Consider the following 19,458-nt stretch of genomic DNA (forward strand, 5'->3'; position numbering starts at 1 on the left):
TGATTATGATAATATTGAGATACTTATACGATAAGGAGGATCTGGGATGTTCCTCAAACGTTTAGACGTTATAGGATTTAAATCATTTGCAGAACGGATATCCGTTGACTTTGTAAAAGGCGTCACGGCCGTTGTCGGTCCGAACGGCAGCGGAAAGAGCAACATTACCGAAGCCATCCGCTGGGTGCTCGGCGAACAATCAGCCCGCTCGCTTCGGGGCGGAAAAATGGAAGATATCATTTTTGCGGGAAGTGATTCGCGCAAGCGGCTGAACCTTGCCGAAGTCACGTTAACGCTTGATAATGAAGATCATTTTCTCCCGATCGATTATCACGAAGTCAGCGTGACGAGACGGGTGTACCGTTCCGGAGAGAGTGAATTTCTCATCAACAATCAGCAGTGCCGTTTGAAAGACATCATTGACTTATTTATGGACTCCGGGCTCGGAAAAGAAGCATTCTCTATTATCAGCCAGGGGAAAGTCGAAGAGATTCTCAGCAGCAAAGCGGAAGACCGCCGCAGTATTTTTGAAGAAGCGGCCGGCGTGCTGAAATATAAAACAAGAAAGAAAAAAGCGGAAAACAAACTGTTTGAGACGCAGGATAACTTAAACAGGGTGGAAGATATTCTCCACGAGCTTGAAGATCAGGTCGAACCGCTGAAAATCCAGGCTTCAATCGCCAAGGACTACTTAGAAAAAAAGAAAGAGCTTGAGCATGTCGAAATTGCCCTTACAGCCTTTGATATCGAAGAACTGCATGGCAGATGGTCGGGTTTAAAAGACAAGGTGCAGGCTGCTAAAGAAGAAGAATTGGCGGAATCATCGGCTCTATCCGCAAAAGAAGCGATGATAGAAGAGACGAGAGATAAAATCCACGCGCTTGATGAATCCGTCAACGAGCTGCAGCAGGTTCTGCTCGTGACAAGTGAAGAGCTGGAAAAGCTGGAAGGCCGGAAAGAAGTGCTGAAAGAGCGCAAAAAAAACGCCGCGCAAAACCGGGAACAGCTTGAGGAATCCGTTACACATTACACGAACAAAGAAGCCGAACTGAAAGCGGACATTGAAAAACAGTCTGCCGTCTATGATAAGCTGCGTGCGGAAGTGAAGCGGTTAAACGCCCAAGTGAAAGAAAAGCAGCAGGCTCTCAGTCTGCATAATGAAAATGTAGAAGAGAAAATTGAACAATTAAAAAGCGATTACTTTGAATTGTTAAACAGCCAGGCGTCGATTCGCAACGAGCTGCAGCTTTTAGATGACCAGATGTCCCAATCTGCGGTCCAGCAGGCGAGACTGACCGCAAACAATGAAAAATATCTTGAAGAACGTAACGATATTACAGTCCGCAAAGCGGCGTGCGAAGAAGAATTGGCCGCCGTTGAAGAGGATATTCACAATCAGGTCGTCCGCTTTCGCGAAGTTCAGACAGCATATGAACAGAAAAAACGCCAGTATGAAAAGAAAGAATCAGCGCTGTATCAGGCATATCAATTTGTCCAGCAGGCCAGATCCAAAAAAGATATGCTTGAAACGATGCAAGGCGATTTTTCAGGATTTTACCAAGGCGTAAAAGAAGTGCTGAAGCAGAAAGAGCAGCTCGGCGGCATCCGCGGCGCCGTTCTCGAACTGATTGCCACCGAACAAAAATATGAAACGGCGATCGAGATTGCACTCGGCGCAGCGGCGCAGCACGTTGTCACAGACGATGAGCAGGCGGCGCGGAAAGCGATTCAATATTTAAAACAGAATTCCTTCGGCCGCGCGACGTTCCTGCCGCTTACGGTTATGAAACCGCGCCAGCTCCAAACCCGTGATGAACAGACGGCTCAGAAGCATCCGTCTTTCCTCGGCACAGCGAGCGGGCTTGTCACATATGATGCCGCGTATCGGAATGTCATTCAAAACCTTCTCGGCACCGTGCTGATCACTGAAGATTTAAAAGGCGCGAATGAACTGGCCAAGCTTCTCGGGCACCGCTACCGCATCGTGACGCTTGAGGGAGATGTCGTCAATCCAGGCGGATCAATGACAGGCGGCGCGGTCAAAAAGAAAAACAATTCTCTGCTCGGCAGAAGCCGTGAGCTTGAGACGGTGACTGCGCGGCTTGCCGAAATGGAAGAAAAAACAGCTCTGCTCGAAAAAGAGGTCAAAACGCTGAAGCAGGCCATTCAAGAGCTTGAACATACGCTGAGCGGTCTCCGTGAAGACGGTGAATCTTACAGAACAAAGCAGCAGGATGTAAAAGGCAGGCTGTATGAACTCGAAGTCGCTGAAAAGAACATCAATACCCATCTGGAGCTTTACGATCAGGAGAAAGCATCACTGACGGAAAGCAGCCGGGAAAAAGAGACGCGCAAATCAGCTCTGGAAGAACAGCTGAGTGAGGCATCCGGCCAGCTGAAAGAGCTTGAGGAAGAGATGGAAAGGCTGACAAAACAAAAGCAGACCCTATCCTCAACAAAAGAAACGCTCTCTCATGAACTGACGGAATGTAAAGTGGCTGCTGCGAAAAAAGAACAGGCTTGTTCGAGTGAAGAAGACAACCTCAAACGGCTGAAAAAAGAGCTTGAAGAAACGCAGCTCGCTCTGAAAGAAACACGGGAAGATTTAAGCCTCCTGACCTCAGAGATGACGTCCAGCACAAGCGGTGAGGAGCAGCTTGAAAAAGCAGCCCATCACAAGCTTCACGATAAAACGAGAACGATCGAATTGATCGCCAGCCGGCGCGACCAGCGTGTGAAGCTCCAGCGGGCTCTTGATACGAACGAGCTTGAACTGAAAGAGATGAAGCGTCTGTATAAGCAAAAAACAGACATTCTGAAAGATGAAGAGGTAAAACTCGGCCGGATGGAAGTTGAGCTTGATAATCTCTTGCAGTATTTACGCGAGGAATACAGCTTATCCTTTGAAGGAGCAAAAGAACAATATCAGCTCGAACTCGAGCCTGAAGAGGCGAGAAAACGGGTCAAACTGATCAAGCTTTCAATTGAAGAGCTCGGAACGGTCAATCTCGGCAGCATCGATGAATTTGAAAGAGTAAACGAACGGTATCAGTTTTTAACAGAGCAGAAAAATGACCTGACGGAAGCGAAAAATACACTGTTTCAAGTCATTGAAGAAATGGATTCTGAAATGACGAAGCGATTCCATGAAACGTTTATCCAGATCCGTTCTCAATTCAACGACGTGTTCCGTTCTTTATTCGGAGGAGGACGGGCTGAACTGAAGCTGACTGATCCGAATGATCTTCTTAATTCCGGGGTGGACATTATCGCGCAGCCTCCGGGTAAAAAACTGCAAAACTTAAATCTTTTGTCAGGGGGAGAACGGGCGCTGACTGCCATTGCCCTTTTATTCTCCATTCTGAAAGTAAGGCCCGTGCCGTTCTGCGTCCTTGATGAAGTGGAAGCTGCGCTTGATGAAGCCAATGTATTCAGGTTTGCGCAATATTTAAAAAAATACAGCGGCGACAGCCAGTTTATCGTCATCACCCACAGAAAAGGCACCATGGAAGAAGCGGATGTCCTCTACGGTGTTACGATGCAGGAATCCGGCGTTTCCCGAATGGTTTCGGTCAAACTGGAAGAAACAAAAGAATTCGTTCAGTAACGAGGAAAGAGGTTGAAAGATGAGCTTTTTTAAAAAATTAAAAGAGAAAATCACGAAACAGACAGACTCCGTCTCTGAAAAATTTAAAGATGGTCTTGAAAAAACAAGAAATTCCTTCTCAAATAAAGTGAACGAACTCGTCTCCCGCTACCGGAAAGTCGACGAGGATTTCTTCGAAGAGCTTGAGGAAGTGCTGATTGGCGCTGACGTAGGTTTTACAACCGTCATGGAGCTGATTGATGAGCTCAAAAAAGAAGTGAAGCTGAAAAACATCCAGGATCCTCAGGAAGTGCAGTCCGTCATTTCTGAAAAGCTTGTCGACATTTATAACAGCGGCGACGAACAGATTTCTGAATTAAATATTCAGGACGGGCGCCTGAACGTTATTCTGCTTGTCGGGGTAAACGGCGTCGGAAAAACGACAACGATCGGAAAACTTGCCCATAAGCTGAAGAATGAAGGCAAATCCGTTGTGCTCGCTGCCGGAGACACCTTCAGAGCCGGGGCGATTGAACAGCTTGAAGTGTGGGGGGAGCGTACAGGCGTGCCTGTCATTAAACAGGCTGCCGGAAGCGACCCTGCTGCGGTTATTTATGATGCCGTACACGCGGCTAAAGCAAGAGGAGCGGATGTGCTGATTTGTGATACGGCCGGCCGCCTTCAGAATAAAGTAAACTTAATGAAAGAGCTTGAAAAAGTCAAACGCGTCATCGAACGCGAAGTGCCTGAGGCTCCGCATGAGGTTCTCCTTGCGCTGGACGCGACGACAGGCCAAAATGCGATGGCGCAGGCGAAAGAATTCTCCAAAGCGACGAATGTGACGGGTATCGCGTTAACGAAGCTTGACGGCACCGCTAAAGGCGGTATCGTCCTGGCGATCCGCAATGAGCTTCACATCCCCGTGAAACTGGTCGGCCTCGGAGAAAAGGTTGACGATCTCCAGCGGTTTGATGCAGAATCTTACGTATACGGTCTCTTTTCTGATTTAGTTGAAAAAGCCGAGGATTAATGAATAAAAAACGAGTATAAAATGGACGGTTTTATACTCGTTTTTTTATACGCATTGATAGATCGGAATGGAGGGGGCAATTGTTGGACAAATGGCTGAAAGCTGAATTGGAAAGTAAGATCGGCGCGATAAACCATATGTCGCTGTTGGATGAACAGGGAGGCACTTCAACCGTTCGAAAAATAGTGGCCGGCCAAGACGCATTTCTGCTGAAAAGTTCTTTTCAACAGAAGTATCGGGAATGGTTAATGAGAGAAGCCTTCGTTTTACAAAAACTGACGGAAACTCGTCGTCTGCCTGTTCCTATTTATTATGGGATGATACAGGAACAGCATGCCAGCCATATCATCATGTCATTTGAGGATGGAATCACCCTGACTTCGGCTTTAAGAAAAGCAAAAGGGGATACCGAAGAGAAAAAGCTGATCAAAAGTTTCGGCCGGTTTCTGCAACGGCTGCATGAAACCGAAATGGTCTCTGGTTTACAGCCGGAATCAGACTGGCTCGATCTGCAAATCAAACGAGCCGGGGAATATGTCAAAAAAGGACAGGCTGAAGGAAGTGCAGAGCTTTTGAAGGAATTGGACAGGTACAGGCCTGTTCCTGTTCAGCAGACAATGATTCACGGTGACTGCACGACTGATAATGTGCTGGTGAAAGACGGAGAGGTCTATCTGTTTATCGATGCTGCGGGAATATCGGCGGGAGATCCGCGATATGATGAATCATTAGCGATCAGTCATTTTGTCACAAATGAAGCATGCCTCAATGCTTTTTACGAAGGCTATTGCCGCTATCGTGTATCAAAACAAGAATTCGAGTATTTTAACGACGGTCTATATGAATTTTTTTAAAAAAACTTATTATGTAAAAAGAGCATCCTGCTTTGACAAGATAAAAACTTGACACACGCTCTGAAACCATGTAAACTAAGTTTTTGTAAAGGGATTTGACTTAACAAAGGGGAGAGCTCAAATGTCGCTCGAAAAAACGACGAGAATGAACTATTTATTTGACTTCTATCAGTCGTTGCTGACGTCAAAACAAAAGAGCTATATGTCGCTTTATTATCTGGACGATTTCTCCCTTGGTGAAATAGCCGAAGAGTATGACGTTTCAAGGCAAGCCGTTTACGATAACATCAAACGGACTGAAGCGATGCTTGAACAATATGAAGAAAAACTGCTCCTTTTTAAAAAGTTTCAGGAGCGTAAAGAAATGTTTACAAAGCTGAAAGAGCTTGCTTCCGGTTTGCAGGAAGAGGAAAAAATGACGGCTCTGATTGAAGCGCTTGAGAAATTAGATTAGGAGGCGGCAAACAATGGCATTTGAAGGATTAGCCGACCGACTGCAAAAGACGATTTCAAAAATCCGCGGAAAAGGAAAAGTCAGCGAACAAGACGTAAAAGAGATGATGCGTGAAGTTCGTCTTGCGCTTCTTGAGGCTGACGTTAACTTTAAAGTCGTAAAGGATTTTGTGAAAAAAGTAAGTGAACGGGCTGTCGGACAGGACGTTATGCAGAGTCTGACACCCGGTCAGCAGGTTATTAAAGTCGTAAAAGAAGAGCTTACCGAGCTGATGGGCGGCGAAGAAAGCAAAATTGCCGTCGCCAAACGCCCGCCGACCGTTATTATGATGGTCGGGCTCCAAGGTGCCGGTAAAACGACAACCACGGGGAAGCTTGCCAACCTGCTGCGCAAAAAACATAACCGCAAACCGCTGCTCGTGGCTGCGGATATTTACCGACCCGCCGCGATTAAACAGCTGGAAACACTGGGGAAACAGCTTGATATGCCGGTCTTTTCGCTTGGCGATCAGGTCAGCCCGGTGGAAATCGCCAGACAGGCGATTGAAAAAGCGAAGGAAGAGCATCATGATTATGTGATTTTAGATACCGCCGGACGGCTGCACATCGATCATGAACTGATGGATGAGCTCTCCGGCGTAAAGGAAGTCGCAAATCCTGAGGAAATTTTCCTTGTCGTCGACTCAATGACCGGTCAGGATGCGGTAAACGTCGCCAAAAGCTTTAATGACCAGCTCGGTTTAACGGGCGTCATTTTAACAAAGCTTGACGGGGATACCCGCGGAGGTGCGGCGCTTTCTATCCGCGCGGTCACCGAAACGCCGATTAAATTCGCCGGAATGGGAGAAAAGCTCGATGCTCTTGAAGCGTTCCATCCTGAACGGATGGCATCCCGGATTCTCGGAATGGGTGACGTGCTGACCTTGATTGAAAAAGCTCAGGCGACCGTTGATGAAGACAAAGCCAAAGAGCTTGAGCAGAAAATGAGAACGATGAGCTTCACATTGGATGATTTTCTGGAGCAGCTCGGCCAGGTCCGAAACATGGGTCCTCTTGACGAACTGCTGCAAATGATGCCCGGCGCAGGCAAAATGAAAGGCTTAAAAAACATCCAAGTCGATGAAAAACAGCTGAATCATGTGGAAGCGATCATTAAATCAATGACTGTTCTTGAAAAAGAACAGCCGGATATTATTAACGCCAGCCGGCGGAAGCGGATTGCCAAAGGAAGCGGAACATCCGTTCAGGAAGTCAACCGTCTTTTAAAGCAGTTTGAGGAAATGAAAAAAATGATGAAGCAGATGACCAACATGTCAAAAGGGAAGAAAAAAGGCTTTAAATTACCTTTTATGTAATCGGTTATACATGATAAAACCGTTGTTAAGAAAAAACACTTTACAAACACTTTTATCATTGTTAATATACTATCTTGTTGAAATATTTTCGGAGGTGCTAGTAAAATGGCAGTAAAAATTCGTTTAAAACGTATGGGAGCAAAAAAATCTCCTTTCTATCGTATTGTTGTAGCAGATTCTCGTTCACCGCGTGACGGCCGTTTCATCGAAACAGTCGGCACATACAACCCGGTTGCAAAGCCGGCTGAAGTGAAAATCAACGAAGAGCTTGCTCTTAAATGGCTTCAAACAGGAGCTAAACCTTCTGATACAGTCCGCAACTTGTTCTCAAGCCAAGGAATTATGGAAAAATTCCACAACGCTAAACAAGGCAAGTAATGACTGATCAGAACTTGGAAGATTTGATTGTCAGCATTGTGGCTCCGCTTGTCGACCATCCGGAAGACATAACGGTCACAAAGGAAGAGACTGATCAAAAGATTGCGCTGCGCTTATCTGTCAATAAGTCAGATACCGGTAAGATTATCGGAAAGCAAGGCCGGACTGCAAGAGCGATTCGAACCGTCGTTTTTGCAGCTGGCGCACAGTCTTCTAAGAAAGTTCAATTTGAAATATTTGACTGAAAAAGGGAGAGGGCCGGCACCTCCCCTTTTTTTACACGTAAAAAAGGCAAATGAACAGAAATATGTTGGAAGAGTGGGGAGTCTGGTCCTATGCAGATTATTCACAGGGTAACCGTTATGCAGGTTCTGACCGAGCAAAGCAAGGAAAAGCTTTTGGCCTCTTTTGCAGAAAAAAAGCAAACGCTTGAACGAGAATGCAGCCAGCTCTATTTTCAGCTTAGAAAACATGAAAAAGATCAGCAGAATCCCGATGTAGCGGAATCTTTTAAAAAAGCCATTGAGAAAAGACAAGACAAAATCAAAATGATCGATTTCCAAATAAGCCAGACAGAGTCGCTCCCGCTTGGAAGCGAAGTGAAGGAAAAGGAGATCGATGCGCTGCTTTCAATCAATGTCGGTGATAACTGGCATGAAAAAACAGCGGCAAATACCATCGTCATAAAAGACGGGGTAGTAATTGAAATCCGCCCGAGGTGATAATATGACAAACAGATGGTTTAATGTAGGCAAAATTGTAAATACCCACGGCATTAAAGGCGAAGTGCGGGTCATTTCTAAAACGGACTTTGCCGAAGAACGGTACAAGCCCGGCAATACGCTCTATTTGTTTGCGGAAGGGGTTGCGGAGCCAATCAAAGTAACGGTCAGCGTCCACAGGCTTCACAAGCAGTTTCATCTGCTGCAATTCAAAGAAATGCCGAGTCTCAATGAAGTCGAACACCTAAGAAACATGGTGATCAAAGTCCCTGAAGAAGACTTGGGAGAGCTTGAAGAAGATGAATTTTATTTTCATGAAATCATTGGCTGCGAGGTTGTGTCAGAAGACGGGGAACTGATCGGCACAGTGAAGGAAATCTTGACGCCCGGGGCTAATGACGTATGGGTGGTTGCAAGAAAAGGCAAAAAAGATGCGCTCATTCCGTATATTGCTTCTGTGGTAAAGGATATTAATATAAATGAGAAGAAAATTAAGATTCATGTAATGGAAGGGTTAATAGACGAATGAAAATCGACTTTTTAACACTGTTTCCCGAAATGTTTCAAGGGGTGCTCGGCTCCTCCATTCTGCAAAAAGCACAGGAAAAAGAGGCTGTCCGTTTTGACGTCATCAATTTCCGGGCTTTTTCGGATAATAAACACCAAACGGTTGATGATTACCCGTACGGCGGGGGAGCCGGGATGGTGTTAAAGCCGCAGCCCGTATTTGATGCGGTTGAAAAGCTGACAGCCGGTACGGACGCCAAGCCGCGCATTATTCTCGTCTGCCCGCAAGGTGAGCGTTATACGCAGAAGAAAGCCGAGGAGCTGGCACAAGAGGAACATCTCATGTTTATTTGCGGACATTATGAAGGGTATGATGAACGGATCCGGGAACATCTTGTCACTGATGAAATCTCCATCGGGGATTTTGTGCTGACCGGGGGAGAGCTCCCTGCCATGATGATTGCCGACAGCGTTGTCAGGCTTTTGCCGGGCGTCCTCGGAAAAGAAGCATCCCACGTGGAGGATTCCTTCAGCACGGGGCTTTTAGAGCATCCGCACTATACGAGGCCTGCAGATTATAGAGGCTTAAAAGTGCCTGAGACCCTTTTGTCGGGCAACCATGCCAAAATACAAGAATGGCGAAATAAAGAATCAATCAGAAGAACCTTTTTAAGACGTCCCGATCTTCTTGAAAACTATCCTCTCACTGATGAGCAAAGAAAATGGATTTCCGAGTGGGAAAACGAATAGATTCTATTGCGCAGGCGATGAAGATATGATAAGATACTACTTGTGGCTTAAGGAGGCTTATCCTTCAGAAGCTTGAAAACGATGTTCCGCTGTGCCTTGCAGTTGTGGCCAAGAGCATCTGTTGGAAGGAGTTGAAAACGATGCAAAAACTAATTCAAGATATCACAAAAGAACAGCTTCGCACTGATCTTCCTGCGTTCCGTCCTGGTGACACTTTACGTGTACACGTAAAAGTTGTTGAGGGTAACCGTGAGCGTATCCAGATCTTCGAAGGTGTTGTGATCAAGCGTCGTGGTGGTGGAATCAGCGAAACGTTCACAGTTCGTAAGATTTCTTACGGTGTTGGCGTTGAACGTACATTCCCTGTACACACACCAAAAATCGCGAAAATCGAAGTTGTACGTTACGGTAAAGTACGTCGCGCTAAGCTTTACTACCTGCGTGAACTTCGCGGAAAAGCGGCTCGTATTAAAGAAATCAGACGATAATGATAACGAACGAAAAGAGCTTGTTACCCGTAACAGGCTCTTTTTTTATATGAAATTTGTAAAAGCGGAACAAGCAACGTAAAATACATAAGAGATCATCGGAACATCCGGTTCCGGTAAATAAGGCAGGTGTCGAAGTCACATGACCATTCAATGGTTCCCGGGCCATATGGCTAAAGCGAGACGGGAAGTAACAGAAAAACTGAAATTAATTGATATCGTATACGAATTGGTGGATGCGAGAATCCCGATGTCATCGAGAAATCCGATGATTGAGGAGATTTTAAAAAATAAGCCGCGCATTATGCTTTTAAATAAAGCCGATAAGGCGGATGCGGCTGTGACTGCTCAGTGGAAGGACCACTTTCAGGAACAGGGCATTCCCTCTCTTTCAATAAACTCCGTTAACGGGCAGGGACTGCATCAAATCGTGCCGTCATCGAAAGAGCTGCTGAAAGATAAGTTCGATAAAATGAAAGCAAAAGGTGTCAGGCCAAGAGCAATCCGCGCATTAATCATCGGCATTCCGAATGTCGGCAAGTCTACGCTCATTAACCGGCTGGCCAAAAAAAACATTGCCAAGACGGGAGACAGGCCCGGCATTACCACTTCACAGCAGTGGGTAAAGGTAGGCAAGGAATTAGAGCTGCTCGATACACCGGGAATTTTATGGCCTAAATTTGAAGATGAGCTTGTCGGCTTGCGCCTGGCGATCACCGGGGCGATTAAAGATACGATTATCAACCTGCAGGATGTGGCCGTCTTCGGGCTGCGCTTTCTGGAAGAGCATTATCCCGACCGCTTGAAGGAGCGCTACGGATTTCAGGAAATCCCTGAGGATATCGCCGCTCTTTTCGACGCGATCGGTGAAAAACGCGGCTGTTTGATGGGCGGCGGAATGGTTGACTATGATAAAACAACGGAAGTCATCATTCGGGACATCCGGACGGAAAAATTCGGCAGGCTTTCATTTGAAACACCATCAGAATAAAGACGCGCAGCGATGCGGGTCTTTATTTTTTCCGCAGAATACCGATATACATAATGTAAGGGAGAAGAGAACGTGAATACATTAACCGTAAAAAGCGTAAAAGAACGCCTGCAAGAGGTCAGGGACGAAAGCGACCCCTTCCTTGCCCAATGTGAGAAAGACCCGAGAAAAAGCGTACAGACGCTTTTAGAGCAATGGCTGAAAAAGCACGCGAAGGAAAAAGCTCTTAAAGAGCAATGGCTGAACATGACGGCATACGAAAGACTGTCATCCAAAAAGGGCTTCCGCTTGATTGCGGGTGTTGACGAAGCCGGAAGAGGGCCGCTTGCCGGACCGGTTGTCGCCGGCGCCGTCATTTTGCCGGCAGAATGCGAGATTCTCGGTCTCACGGACTCGAAGAAATTGTCGGAAAAGAAGCTCGAGGAGTATTACAGCCGGATCACGGAAGAAGCGGCGGCTGTAGGAGTCGGCATTGTCCATGCGGACGTCATTGACCGGATCAACATTTATGAGGCCGCGAGACTGGCGATGGTAAAAGCCGTCAATGCTTTAACGGAAACACCTGATTATCTGCTTGTTGATGCCATGACCCTTCCGCTTGACATTCCGCAGTCATCAGTTATAAAAGGGGATGCCAAAAGCGTGTCAATTGCCGCCGGAGCCTGCATAGCAAAAGTAACGCGGGACCGTCTCATGGCTGAGTACGCCAAAGCCTACCCCATGTACGGCTTTGAAAAAAATAAAGGCTACGGAACGAAAGAACATCTTGAAGCTCTTCAGGCATACGGACCGACAACTATTCACCGAAAAACGTTCGCTCCCGTTCAATCTTATTGTTAGAAAAGAGGCTTAAGACATGAACATAAGCGGCGAAATCCAAGCGGCTTTCAGACAGCTGACGGCGGAAATCCCTCCGGACCGGCAAGACGGCGGTAAAGACAGCGGCGCTCAAAGGCTGCTGTTAGGGAAGGTTCTCCGTTTGCTGGACGATCAAAGCGCTCTTATCCAAATCGGCGGCCGGACGATGCAGGGAAAACTTGAAACCGCCCTTCGTCCGCAGGCGTATTACTGGTTTTCTTATGACAAACAGCCGGCGGAAAAAACGGGCCGGCTTCATGTCATTGACCAATTCGAAGGAAGCCCGAAAACTGTTCAGGAAGCGGCGGGAAGACTGTTAAACGCTCTTTCCGTCAAACCAGGCCCTGTGTCTCTGCAGATTGCCGAAACGTTTATGCAGCAGAAGCTGCCGATGACGGAAAACAGCCTCAAAGCCTGCATCCGCTGGGCTGAATCGCTTCCGGCCGCCGAATTGAAAAAAGCGGCGGAAACAATCGTATTTGCGCTGAAACGGGAAATGCCCGCACATCCGGAAGTCTTGTCAGCCATTCATGCCGTTAAATATCCGGTTCCGACCCGGCGCCTCCTCTCAGGACTGCTTCAGGCAATCAATCAGGATCCGCAATCGGCAAAAGAGCTGTCTGTGCTCAAAGAAGCGGTTTCTGACGTGTTAAACGCGGAAACGGATCTTCATGCAGAACGTCTCTTGAAGAAGCTTGCCGAGGCTGCACGCATGCCGCTCTCAGAAACCGGGCTGATGCATGAAGGAGAACGGACGGAATTAAAACAATCACCATTTGTCCGAGAGACTCGTGAAAACGGAAAGGCAGTCTCAAGCCAATCTTCTCCTCCGAGTGCACGGACAGATACGGAACTGCCTGAAAAAACAGCAAAACAGATTATAGAGAAATTAATGACATCGGCAGAAAAAACTGAAAACCGTCCCGTAAAAGTAACGGCGGAGATCATTAAGGCTTTCATTTCTCAAGAAGAAAAAACATTTAAAGCAGCACCTGTTCTTCAAAACGTACATCTGACAGAACAGGAGACGGCTGTTTTCGAAAAAGCCGCTCAGCTCACCGAATTGAAATATGCGGAAAAACATGATGTATTAAGCCTTTTGCAGAAAATCAAAAAAGGACTGGGCACGCGTGATGAATTATCATTCATTACAGCGCTTGAAAAAGGCGTGTCTCCGCAGCCGGAGAAACAAGCGCTGAAAACGGCCCTCCAAGCCGTCCGGACGCTTCAAGAAGCGCCCCAATCCGTTAAACAAGAGGCGGAACCGCTTATTCATAAATTAAACGGCCAGCTGTTTATTGAGCAGCATAACCCTTCTTTTACGCAGATGGTGCTGTCATTTCCGCTGGGAGCGTCCGCGTATGAGAATGACATCACAGTTCTCTTTAAAGGACGGAAGAAGCCGGACGGAAAACTCGATCCGTCACATTGCAGGCTCCTGTTTTTGCTGCATCTTGAAACACTGCAAGAAACCGTTGTGGACTGCATGATTCAGCAAAATGTAATGACCATTACGGTTGAGACTGATTTTGAGCTTCAGGCGGCCATCGACCCTCTCGTACCGGCTTTAAAAGAAGCCATAAAAGAAACGGGCTTCAGCCTGTCAGGCGTCACGGCTAAAAAATGGCGCCCGAAAGACCAGAGCGCTCTTGTGGAAGAGTTTATAGAAAAAGACGGCGGAAGAAAAGTGGATGTGAAAATATGAAAGAGCAAACGCCGTTAAGAAGAGCTGTCGCCCTGCATTACGACCGGCAGAAAGACCAAGTCCCGAAGGTTGTCGCAACAGGCAGGGGGCACGTGGCGGAAAATATTATAAAAGAAGCTGAGAAGGCTGGGGTCCCCATTCAGGAAGACAGAACCCTTGTCGAATTAATGCGCCATTTGACGGTTGACGATCAGATACCGGAGGCGCTCTATGAAACCGTTGCCGAAATTTTTTCATTTGTTTACAGACTGGACGAAACCCTGAAAAACGAAAAATAAGGACCATTCATTTCCCGGACTCCGTTTAAATTTATATTTTCAATAAAATAAAAGTTAGAATGTTTGGAAGGATATAAAGATTTTGTTTTGAACCCTAGACAATTCTTCCAGTATTATATAGAATGAAAGCGCAGTCTATTTTTAGTTTTGCTACATAAGTTAGGAGGATGGGAAATGAATATCCATGAGTACCAGGGAAAAGAAGTCCTCAGAAAATACGGGGTGTCTGTTCCTGAAGGTAAAGTGGCTTTTACAGCAGAGGAAGCAGTTGAAAAAGCAGAGAGCCTGTCAAGCTCGGTTTATGTCGTAAAGGCGCAAATCCATGCTGGCGGCCGCGGCAAAGCTGGTGGGGTAAAGATTGCAAAAACAAAAGATGAAGTGAAAGAGTATGCCGAAGAACTGTTAGGCAAGACGCTCGTCACACATCAAACGGGTCCGGACGGACAAGTAATAAAACGCTTACTTATTGAAGAAGGCTGCGATATTAAAAAGGAATACTATGTCGGGCTTGTACTTGACCGTGCTACTTCAAGAATCGTTTTAATGGCGTCTGAAGAAGGCGGAACGGAGATTGAAGAAGTAGCGGAAAAAACACCTGAAAAAATTAAAAAAGCGGTAATTGATCCGGCTGTCGGCCTTCAGGGCTATCAGGCAAGGGAAATTGCATTCGCAATTAACATCCCGAAAGAGCTTGTCGGCAAAGCCGCTAAATTTATGCTCGGTTTATATAAAGCATTTGTTGAGAAGGACTGCTCCATCGCCGAGATCAACCCTCTCGTCGTTACGGGGGACGGAAACGTCATGGCGCTGGATGCTAAGCTGAACTTCGACAGCAATGCGTTATACAGACAAAAAGACATTATGGAATACAGAGATTTAGATGAAGAAGATCCGAAAGAAATCGAAGCGTCAAAATACGATTTAAGCTACATTTCCCTTGATGGAAATATCGGCTGTATGGTAAACGGCGCGGGTCTTGCAATGTCTACTATGGATATCATTAAACACTACGGCGGAGAACCTGCAAACTTCCTTGATGTCGGGGGCGGCGCAACCGCAGAAAAAGTGACGGAAGCTTTTAAAATCATTCTTTCCGATCAAAACGTAAAAGGAATTTTCGTCAATATTTTCGGAGGCATCATGAAGTGTGATGTCATCGCCGAGGGCGTTGTTGAAGCGACGAGACAAGTCGGATTGACATTGCCGCTGGTCGTGCGCCTTGAAGGGACAAACGTAGATTTAGGAAAGAAAATCCTGAATGAATCAGGCTTAAACATCACATCTGCGGAATCAATGGCAGACGGCGCACAGAAAATCGTATCCTTAGTTTAGGAAAGAATGAAAGGCAGGGGACCAGATAATGAGTGTTTTTATCAATAAAGATACAAGAGTTATTGTACAGGGGATTACAGGTTCTACCGCTTTATTTCATACAAAGCAGATGCTGGAATACGGCACGAATATCGTTGGCGGTGTAACACCTGGAAAAGGCGGAACGGAAGCGGAAGGCGTACCGGTATTCAATACGGTCGCAGAAGCGGTTCATACAACGGGCGCAGATGCGTCAGTTATTTACGTGCCGGCTCCGTTTGCGGCGGACGCAATTATGGAAGCGGTTGACGCGGAAATTGATCTTGTCATTTGTATCACTGAGCACATTCCGGTTTTGGACATGGTGAAAGTGAAGCGTTTTATGGAAGGCAAGAAAACGAGATTAATAGGGCCGAACTGCCCTGGTGTTATTACACCTGAAGAATGCAAGATCGGCATTATGCCGGGATACATTCATAAAAAGGGTCATGTAGGCGTTGTGTCCCGTTCAGGAACATTGACATACGAGGCCGTCCATCAGCTTTCAGAAGCCGGCGTAGGCCAATCTACCGCTGTAGGGATCGGCGGCGATCCGGTCAACGGCACGAACTTTATTGACGTGTTAAAAGCGTTCAATGAAGATCCTGAAACACATGCTGTCATCATGATCGGAGAAATCGGCGGCACAGCTGAAGAAGAAGCGGCTGAGTGGGTGAAAGCGAACATGACGAAGCCTGTTGTCGGCTTTATCGGCGGTAAAACCGCGCCTCCGGGAAAACGCATGGGCCATGCGGGCGCCATCATCTCCGGAGGAAAAGGCACGGCAGAAGAAAAAGTCAAGACGATGAACGCCTGCGGAATTGAAGTCGCGGAAACCCCTTCTGTAATGGGTGAAACGCTGATTAAGGTGTTAAAAGAAAAAGGCTTATTTGAAACGTGCAAAACTCACTGATCGAAGCAGGGGCAGCCGTAACGGCTGTTCCTGTTTTTGCTGAAAAAAAGAGGAGGTTTCCAGATTTGGATCAAGCATCGCGCTGTTTAATGGTCTGCAGTATTAATCAAATCATTTCCCCGTCTCTTCTATTAAAATGGTGGAAAGCTGATCATTCTCTGTCTTTTTTACCGGATCCGCATCCATTAACTGTTTTATCAGAAGGGAAAACAGCCCCGGAAGCAATTTTTCGGGAAATAGAGCGCAAGGATCCGGAACTTGATGAAGTTCTGTCCGATTACCGCCGAGAAGGCATTACTGTCATTCCGATTTCATCAAGCCGCTATCCAACATGGCTTAAAGCGATTTATGATCCGCCGGCTGTCTTGTATGCAAAAGGGAACACGCTGCTTCTTGAAAAAGGCAGAAAAATCGGGATTGTAGGAACGCGGAAACCGACGGAAGACGGAATAAAAGCGGTTGGGCATCTTTCCGCCGAACTCTCAAAAAAAGGCTGGGTCATTGTAAGCGGGCTTGCATCCGGTATAGACGGATTGTCTCATAAGGCGAGCATCAGGGCAAAAGGGCTTACGATCGGCGTGATAGCCGGCGGATTCCATCACATCTATCCCCGGGAAAATCTCCTGTTAGCAGAATACATGGCTGAACACCATCTCCTACTCTCAGAACATCCTCCTGAAACAAAGCCGAAAAAATGGCACTTTCCGATGAGAAACCGCATAATCAGCGGACTAAGTGAAGGAATTGTGGTCGTGCAGGGAAAAGAAAAAAGCGGTTCATTAATCACAGCTTACCAGGCTCTCGATCAAGGCAGAGAGGTATTTGCCGTTCCGGGTTCCATATTTAATCCATATTCCGGAGGACCTATAAAACTCATTCAAGAAGGGGCGAAAGCTGTATTATGCGCAGAGGATATTGACGGAGAGCTGACCGCCCGATGCGTTCAGTATATGGAACCCTTTTGAAATATCGTTTGACAAACGGTATTGTAATATTTAATAATAGTGAGGATTTAAAGTTGCTCATTATTTTCATGTATAAAATGACGTTCATCATAAAGAATGAAATGTTGAAAGCCATAAAAAGGCAGCTCTAAAATGAATTGATACTTGAAAAGAGAGAGAACACCTCTTGAGGGGGATGAAAATGTCTGATTATCTAGTCATCGTGGAATCGCCGGCAAAGGCGAAAACGATTGAACGTTATTTAGGGAAGAAATATAAAGTCAAAGCTTCAATGGGACATGTCCGGGATCTTCCGAAAAGTCAAATGGGAGTTGACATCGAACAGAACTTTGAACCGAAATATATTACGATCCGCGGAAAAGGCCCTGTTTTAAAAGAATTAAAAACAGCGGCAAAGAAAGCAAAAAAAGTCTATCTCGCGGCCGACCCCGACAGAGAAGGGGAAGCGATTGCATGGCATCTCGCACACAGTCTTGATCTGGATCTCAGCTCGGACTGCCGGGTCGTCTTTAATGAAATAACGAAAGACGCCATTAAAGAATCATTTAAACATCCGCGCATGATTAATATGGATCTTGTCGATGCGCAACAGGCGCGCCGCATACTAGACAGACTCGTCGGATACAAAATCAGCCCGATTCTTTGGAAAAAAGTAAAAAAAGGCCTCAGTGCGGGCCGTGTGCAATCCGTTGCGCTCCGGCTGATCATCGACCGGGAAAAGGAAATCAACGACTTTAAACCTGAAGAGTACTGGACGATTACCGGCTCATTTTTAAAAGGAAAAGAGACGTTTGAAGCCGGATTTTTCGGGAAAAACGGCAAAAAGCTTCCTTTAAAAAGCGAAGAAGACGTAAAAGCCATCCTTGCTCAGCTGAAAGGCAATAAGTATACAGTTGACAAGGTTACGAAAAAAGAGCGCAAACGAAATCCCGCTCTGCCGTTTACAACATCCACTCTGCAGCAGGAGGCTGCAAGAAAGCTGAATTTCAGAGCGAAGAAAACGATGATGATCGCGCAGCAATTATATGAAGGAATTGATCTCGGCAAAGAAGGGACAGTCGGGCTCATCACGTATATGAGAACGGACTCAACGCGGATTTCCAATACAGCCGTTGAAGAAGCGTCAGCTTTTATTGATCAGGCGTACGGCAAAGAGTACTTAGCGGGAAAACGGAAACCGGCAAAGAAAAATGAAAACGCACAAGATGCTCACGAAGCGATCCGCCCGACTTCGGTGCTCAGAAAACCTGCCGACTTAAAAGCGGTGCTTGGAAGAGACCAGCTCAGATTATACAAGCTGATTTGGGAGCGCTTTGTTGCAAGCCAGATGGCCCCTGCCGTCCTTGATACGATGAGCGTCGATCTCAGCAATAACGGATTGACATTCCGGGCAAACGGAAGTAAAGTCAAATTCGCCGGCTTCATGAAAGTCTATGTAGAGGGTAAAGACGATCAGCTGGAAGAAAAAGACCGCATGCTTCCGGACCTTAAAGAGGGAGACACGGTTTTATCGAAAGATATTGAGCCTGAGCAGCACTTTACTCAGCCGCCTCCGCGTTATACAGAGGCGCGCCTGGTTAAAACGCTTGAAGAACTGGGGATCGGCCGTCCTTCGACATATGCGCCGACTCTTGACACCATCCAGCGCCGCGGTTACGTGGGATTAGACAATAAACGGTTTGTGCCGACTGAGCTTGGGCAGATCGTGCTGGATCTTATCATGGAGTTTTTCCCGGAAATCATTAACGTTGAATTCACGGCTAAAATGGAAAGAGACCTTGATCATGTTGAAGATGGCCAGACAGAATGGGTTCAAATCATTGACAGCTTCTATACTGATTTCGAAAAACGCGTGAAAAAAGCGGAAGCCGAAATGAAAGAAGTGGAAATTGAACCTGAATACGCCGATGAAGATTGTGAGTTATGCGGCTCCCGGATGGTTTATAAAATGGGCCGATACGGCAAATTTATGGCGTGCTCCAATTTCCCTGACTGCCGGAATACAAAACCGATTGTCAAACAAATCGGCGTAAAATGTCCTAAGTGTCATGAAGGAAACATTGTCGAACGAAAATCAAAAAAGAAACGCATCTTTTACGGCTGTGACCGTTATCCTGAATGCGACTTCGTATCTTGGGACAAACCGATTGAACGAAAATGCCCGAAATGTGAAAATATGCTCGTAGAGAAAAAGCTTAAAAAAGGCATACAAGTCCAATGCGTCGAATGCGATTATAAGGAAGAACCACAGAAGTAGCGGTGAGCAGAGCCTTGC

The 19,458-nt window shown here is 46.5% G+C and carries 19 protein-coding genes; all 19 read left to right on the plus strand.

Annotated features, from left to right (window positions below; all coding sequences use genetic code 11):
- The first annotated feature begins 46 nt into the window (after positions 1 to 46).
- The 19 genes from smc (at position 47) to topA (ending at position 19,440) form a co-directional block, all read left to right on the plus strand.
- On the plus strand, positions 47 to 3,607 hold the full coding sequence (gene smc, locus NYE42_RS08080; RefSeq protein WP_352426886.1) for a chromosome segregation protein SMC: 3,561 nt from the start codon (positions 47 to 49) through the stop codon (positions 3,605 to 3,607).
- Positions 3,608 to 3,626: 19 nt separating this feature from the next.
- Complete coding sequence (gene ftsY / locus NYE42_RS08085; protein WP_003154301.1) at positions 3,627 to 4,616, plus strand: signal recognition particle-docking protein FtsY; 990 nt, start codon at positions 3,627 to 3,629, stop codon at positions 4,614 to 4,616.
- Positions 4,617 to 4,699: 83 nt separating this feature from the next.
- On the plus strand, positions 4,700 to 5,470 hold the full coding sequence (locus tag NYE42_RS08090; RefSeq protein WP_352426887.1) for a phosphotransferase: 771 nt from the start codon (positions 4,700 to 4,702) through the stop codon (positions 5,468 to 5,470).
- Positions 5,471 to 5,591: 121 nt separating this feature from the next.
- A complete protein-coding gene (locus tag NYE42_RS08095) occupies positions 5,592 to 5,924 on the plus strand; it encodes a putative DNA-binding protein (protein ID WP_003154299.1) in 333 nt (110 codons plus the stop codon).
- A 13-nt stretch (positions 5,925 to 5,937) separates the two neighbouring features.
- The gene (gene ffh / locus NYE42_RS08100) at positions 5,938 to 7,278 is read left to right on the plus strand and encodes a signal recognition particle protein (protein WP_014417759.1); all 1,341 of its coding nucleotides are present in this window, start codon (positions 5,938 to 5,940) and stop codon (positions 7,276 to 7,278) included.
- Positions 7,279 to 7,383: 105 nt separating this feature from the next.
- On the plus strand, positions 7,384 to 7,656 hold the full coding sequence (rpsP, locus tag NYE42_RS08105; protein ID WP_003154296.1) for a 30S ribosomal protein S16: 273 nt from the start codon (positions 7,384 to 7,386) through the stop codon (positions 7,654 to 7,656).
- Positions 7,656 to 7,901, plus strand: coding sequence for a KH domain-containing protein (locus NYE42_RS08110; protein WP_007611392.1), 246 nt, complete (start codon positions 7,656 to 7,658; stop codon positions 7,899 to 7,901). The genes rpsP and NYE42_RS08110 overlap by 1 nt, the downstream gene beginning before the upstream one ends.
- 90 nt (positions 7,902 to 7,991) lie before the next feature.
- Positions 7,992 to 8,378, plus strand: coding sequence for a YlqD family protein (locus tag NYE42_RS08115; protein ID WP_003154291.1), 387 nt, complete (start codon positions 7,992 to 7,994; stop codon positions 8,376 to 8,378).
- A 4-nt stretch (positions 8,379 to 8,382) separates the two neighbouring features.
- The gene (gene rimM, locus NYE42_RS08120) at positions 8,383 to 8,907 is read left to right on the plus strand and encodes a ribosome maturation factor RimM (protein ID WP_352426888.1); all 525 of its coding nucleotides are present in this window, start codon (positions 8,383 to 8,385) and stop codon (positions 8,905 to 8,907) included.
- Positions 8,904 to 9,635, plus strand: coding sequence for a tRNA (guanosine(37)-N1)-methyltransferase TrmD (gene trmD, locus NYE42_RS08125; protein ID WP_060675461.1), 732 nt, complete (start codon positions 8,904 to 8,906; stop codon positions 9,633 to 9,635). The genes rimM and trmD overlap by 4 nt, the downstream gene beginning before the upstream one ends.
- 140 nt (positions 9,636 to 9,775) lie before the next feature.
- Complete coding sequence (gene rplS, locus NYE42_RS08130; RefSeq protein WP_003154288.1) at positions 9,776 to 10,123, plus strand: 50S ribosomal protein L19; 348 nt, start codon at positions 9,776 to 9,778, stop codon at positions 10,121 to 10,123.
- Positions 10,124 to 10,265: 142 nt separating this feature from the next.
- Positions 10,266 to 11,114, plus strand: a complete 849-nt coding sequence (gene ylqF, locus NYE42_RS08135) for a ribosome biogenesis GTPase YlqF (RefSeq protein WP_352426889.1) — start codon at positions 10,266 to 10,268, stop codon at positions 11,112 to 11,114.
- A gap of 72 nt (positions 11,115 to 11,186) precedes the next feature.
- Entirely contained in the window at positions 11,187 to 11,954 is a 768-nt protein-coding gene (locus NYE42_RS08140) for a ribonuclease HII (RefSeq protein ID WP_144664701.1), read from the plus strand.
- 16 nt (positions 11,955 to 11,970) lie between these two features.
- Positions 11,971 to 13,677 carry a glycosyl transferase gene (locus tag NYE42_RS08145; protein ID WP_144664700.1) on the plus strand — a complete coding sequence of 569 codons (1,707 nt, stop codon included), beginning with the start codon at positions 11,971 to 11,973 and terminating at the stop codon, positions 13,675 to 13,677.
- Positions 13,674 to 13,955 (plus strand): FlhB-like flagellar biosynthesis protein, encoded by a 282-nt coding sequence (locus NYE42_RS08150; RefSeq protein WP_014417762.1) that lies wholly within the window; start codon positions 13,674 to 13,676, stop codon positions 13,953 to 13,955. Before NYE42_RS08145 ends, NYE42_RS08150 begins: the two co-directional genes overlap by 4 nt.
- Before the next feature lie 174 nt (positions 13,956 to 14,129).
- On the plus strand, positions 14,130 to 15,287 hold the full coding sequence (gene sucC / locus NYE42_RS08155; protein WP_003154283.1) for an ADP-forming succinate--CoA ligase subunit beta: 1,158 nt from the start codon (positions 14,130 to 14,132) through the stop codon (positions 15,285 to 15,287).
- A 28-nt stretch (positions 15,288 to 15,315) separates the two neighbouring features.
- Positions 15,316 to 16,218: a succinate--CoA ligase subunit alpha gene (sucD, locus tag NYE42_RS08160; RefSeq protein WP_003154281.1), complete on the plus strand. Its 903-nt coding sequence runs from the start codon at positions 15,316 to 15,318 to the stop codon at positions 16,216 to 16,218.
- A gap of 65 nt (positions 16,219 to 16,283) precedes the next feature.
- On the plus strand, positions 16,284 to 17,183 hold the full coding sequence (dprA, locus tag NYE42_RS08165; RefSeq protein ID WP_352426890.1) for a DNA-processing protein DprA: 900 nt from the start codon (positions 16,284 to 16,286) through the stop codon (positions 17,181 to 17,183).
- Positions 17,184 to 17,364: 181 nt separating this feature from the next.
- Positions 17,365 to 19,440, plus strand: a complete 2,076-nt coding sequence (topA, locus tag NYE42_RS08170; protein WP_007409771.1) for a type I DNA topoisomerase — start codon at positions 17,365 to 17,367, stop codon at positions 19,438 to 19,440.
- The last annotated feature ends 18 nt before the right edge of the window (positions 19,441 to 19,458 follow it).

Source organism: Bacillus sp. FSL K6-2865 (genome assembly GCF_040311405.1).
Classification (GTDB): domain Bacteria; phylum Bacillota; class Bacilli; order Bacillales; family Bacillaceae; genus Bacillus; species Bacillus velezensis.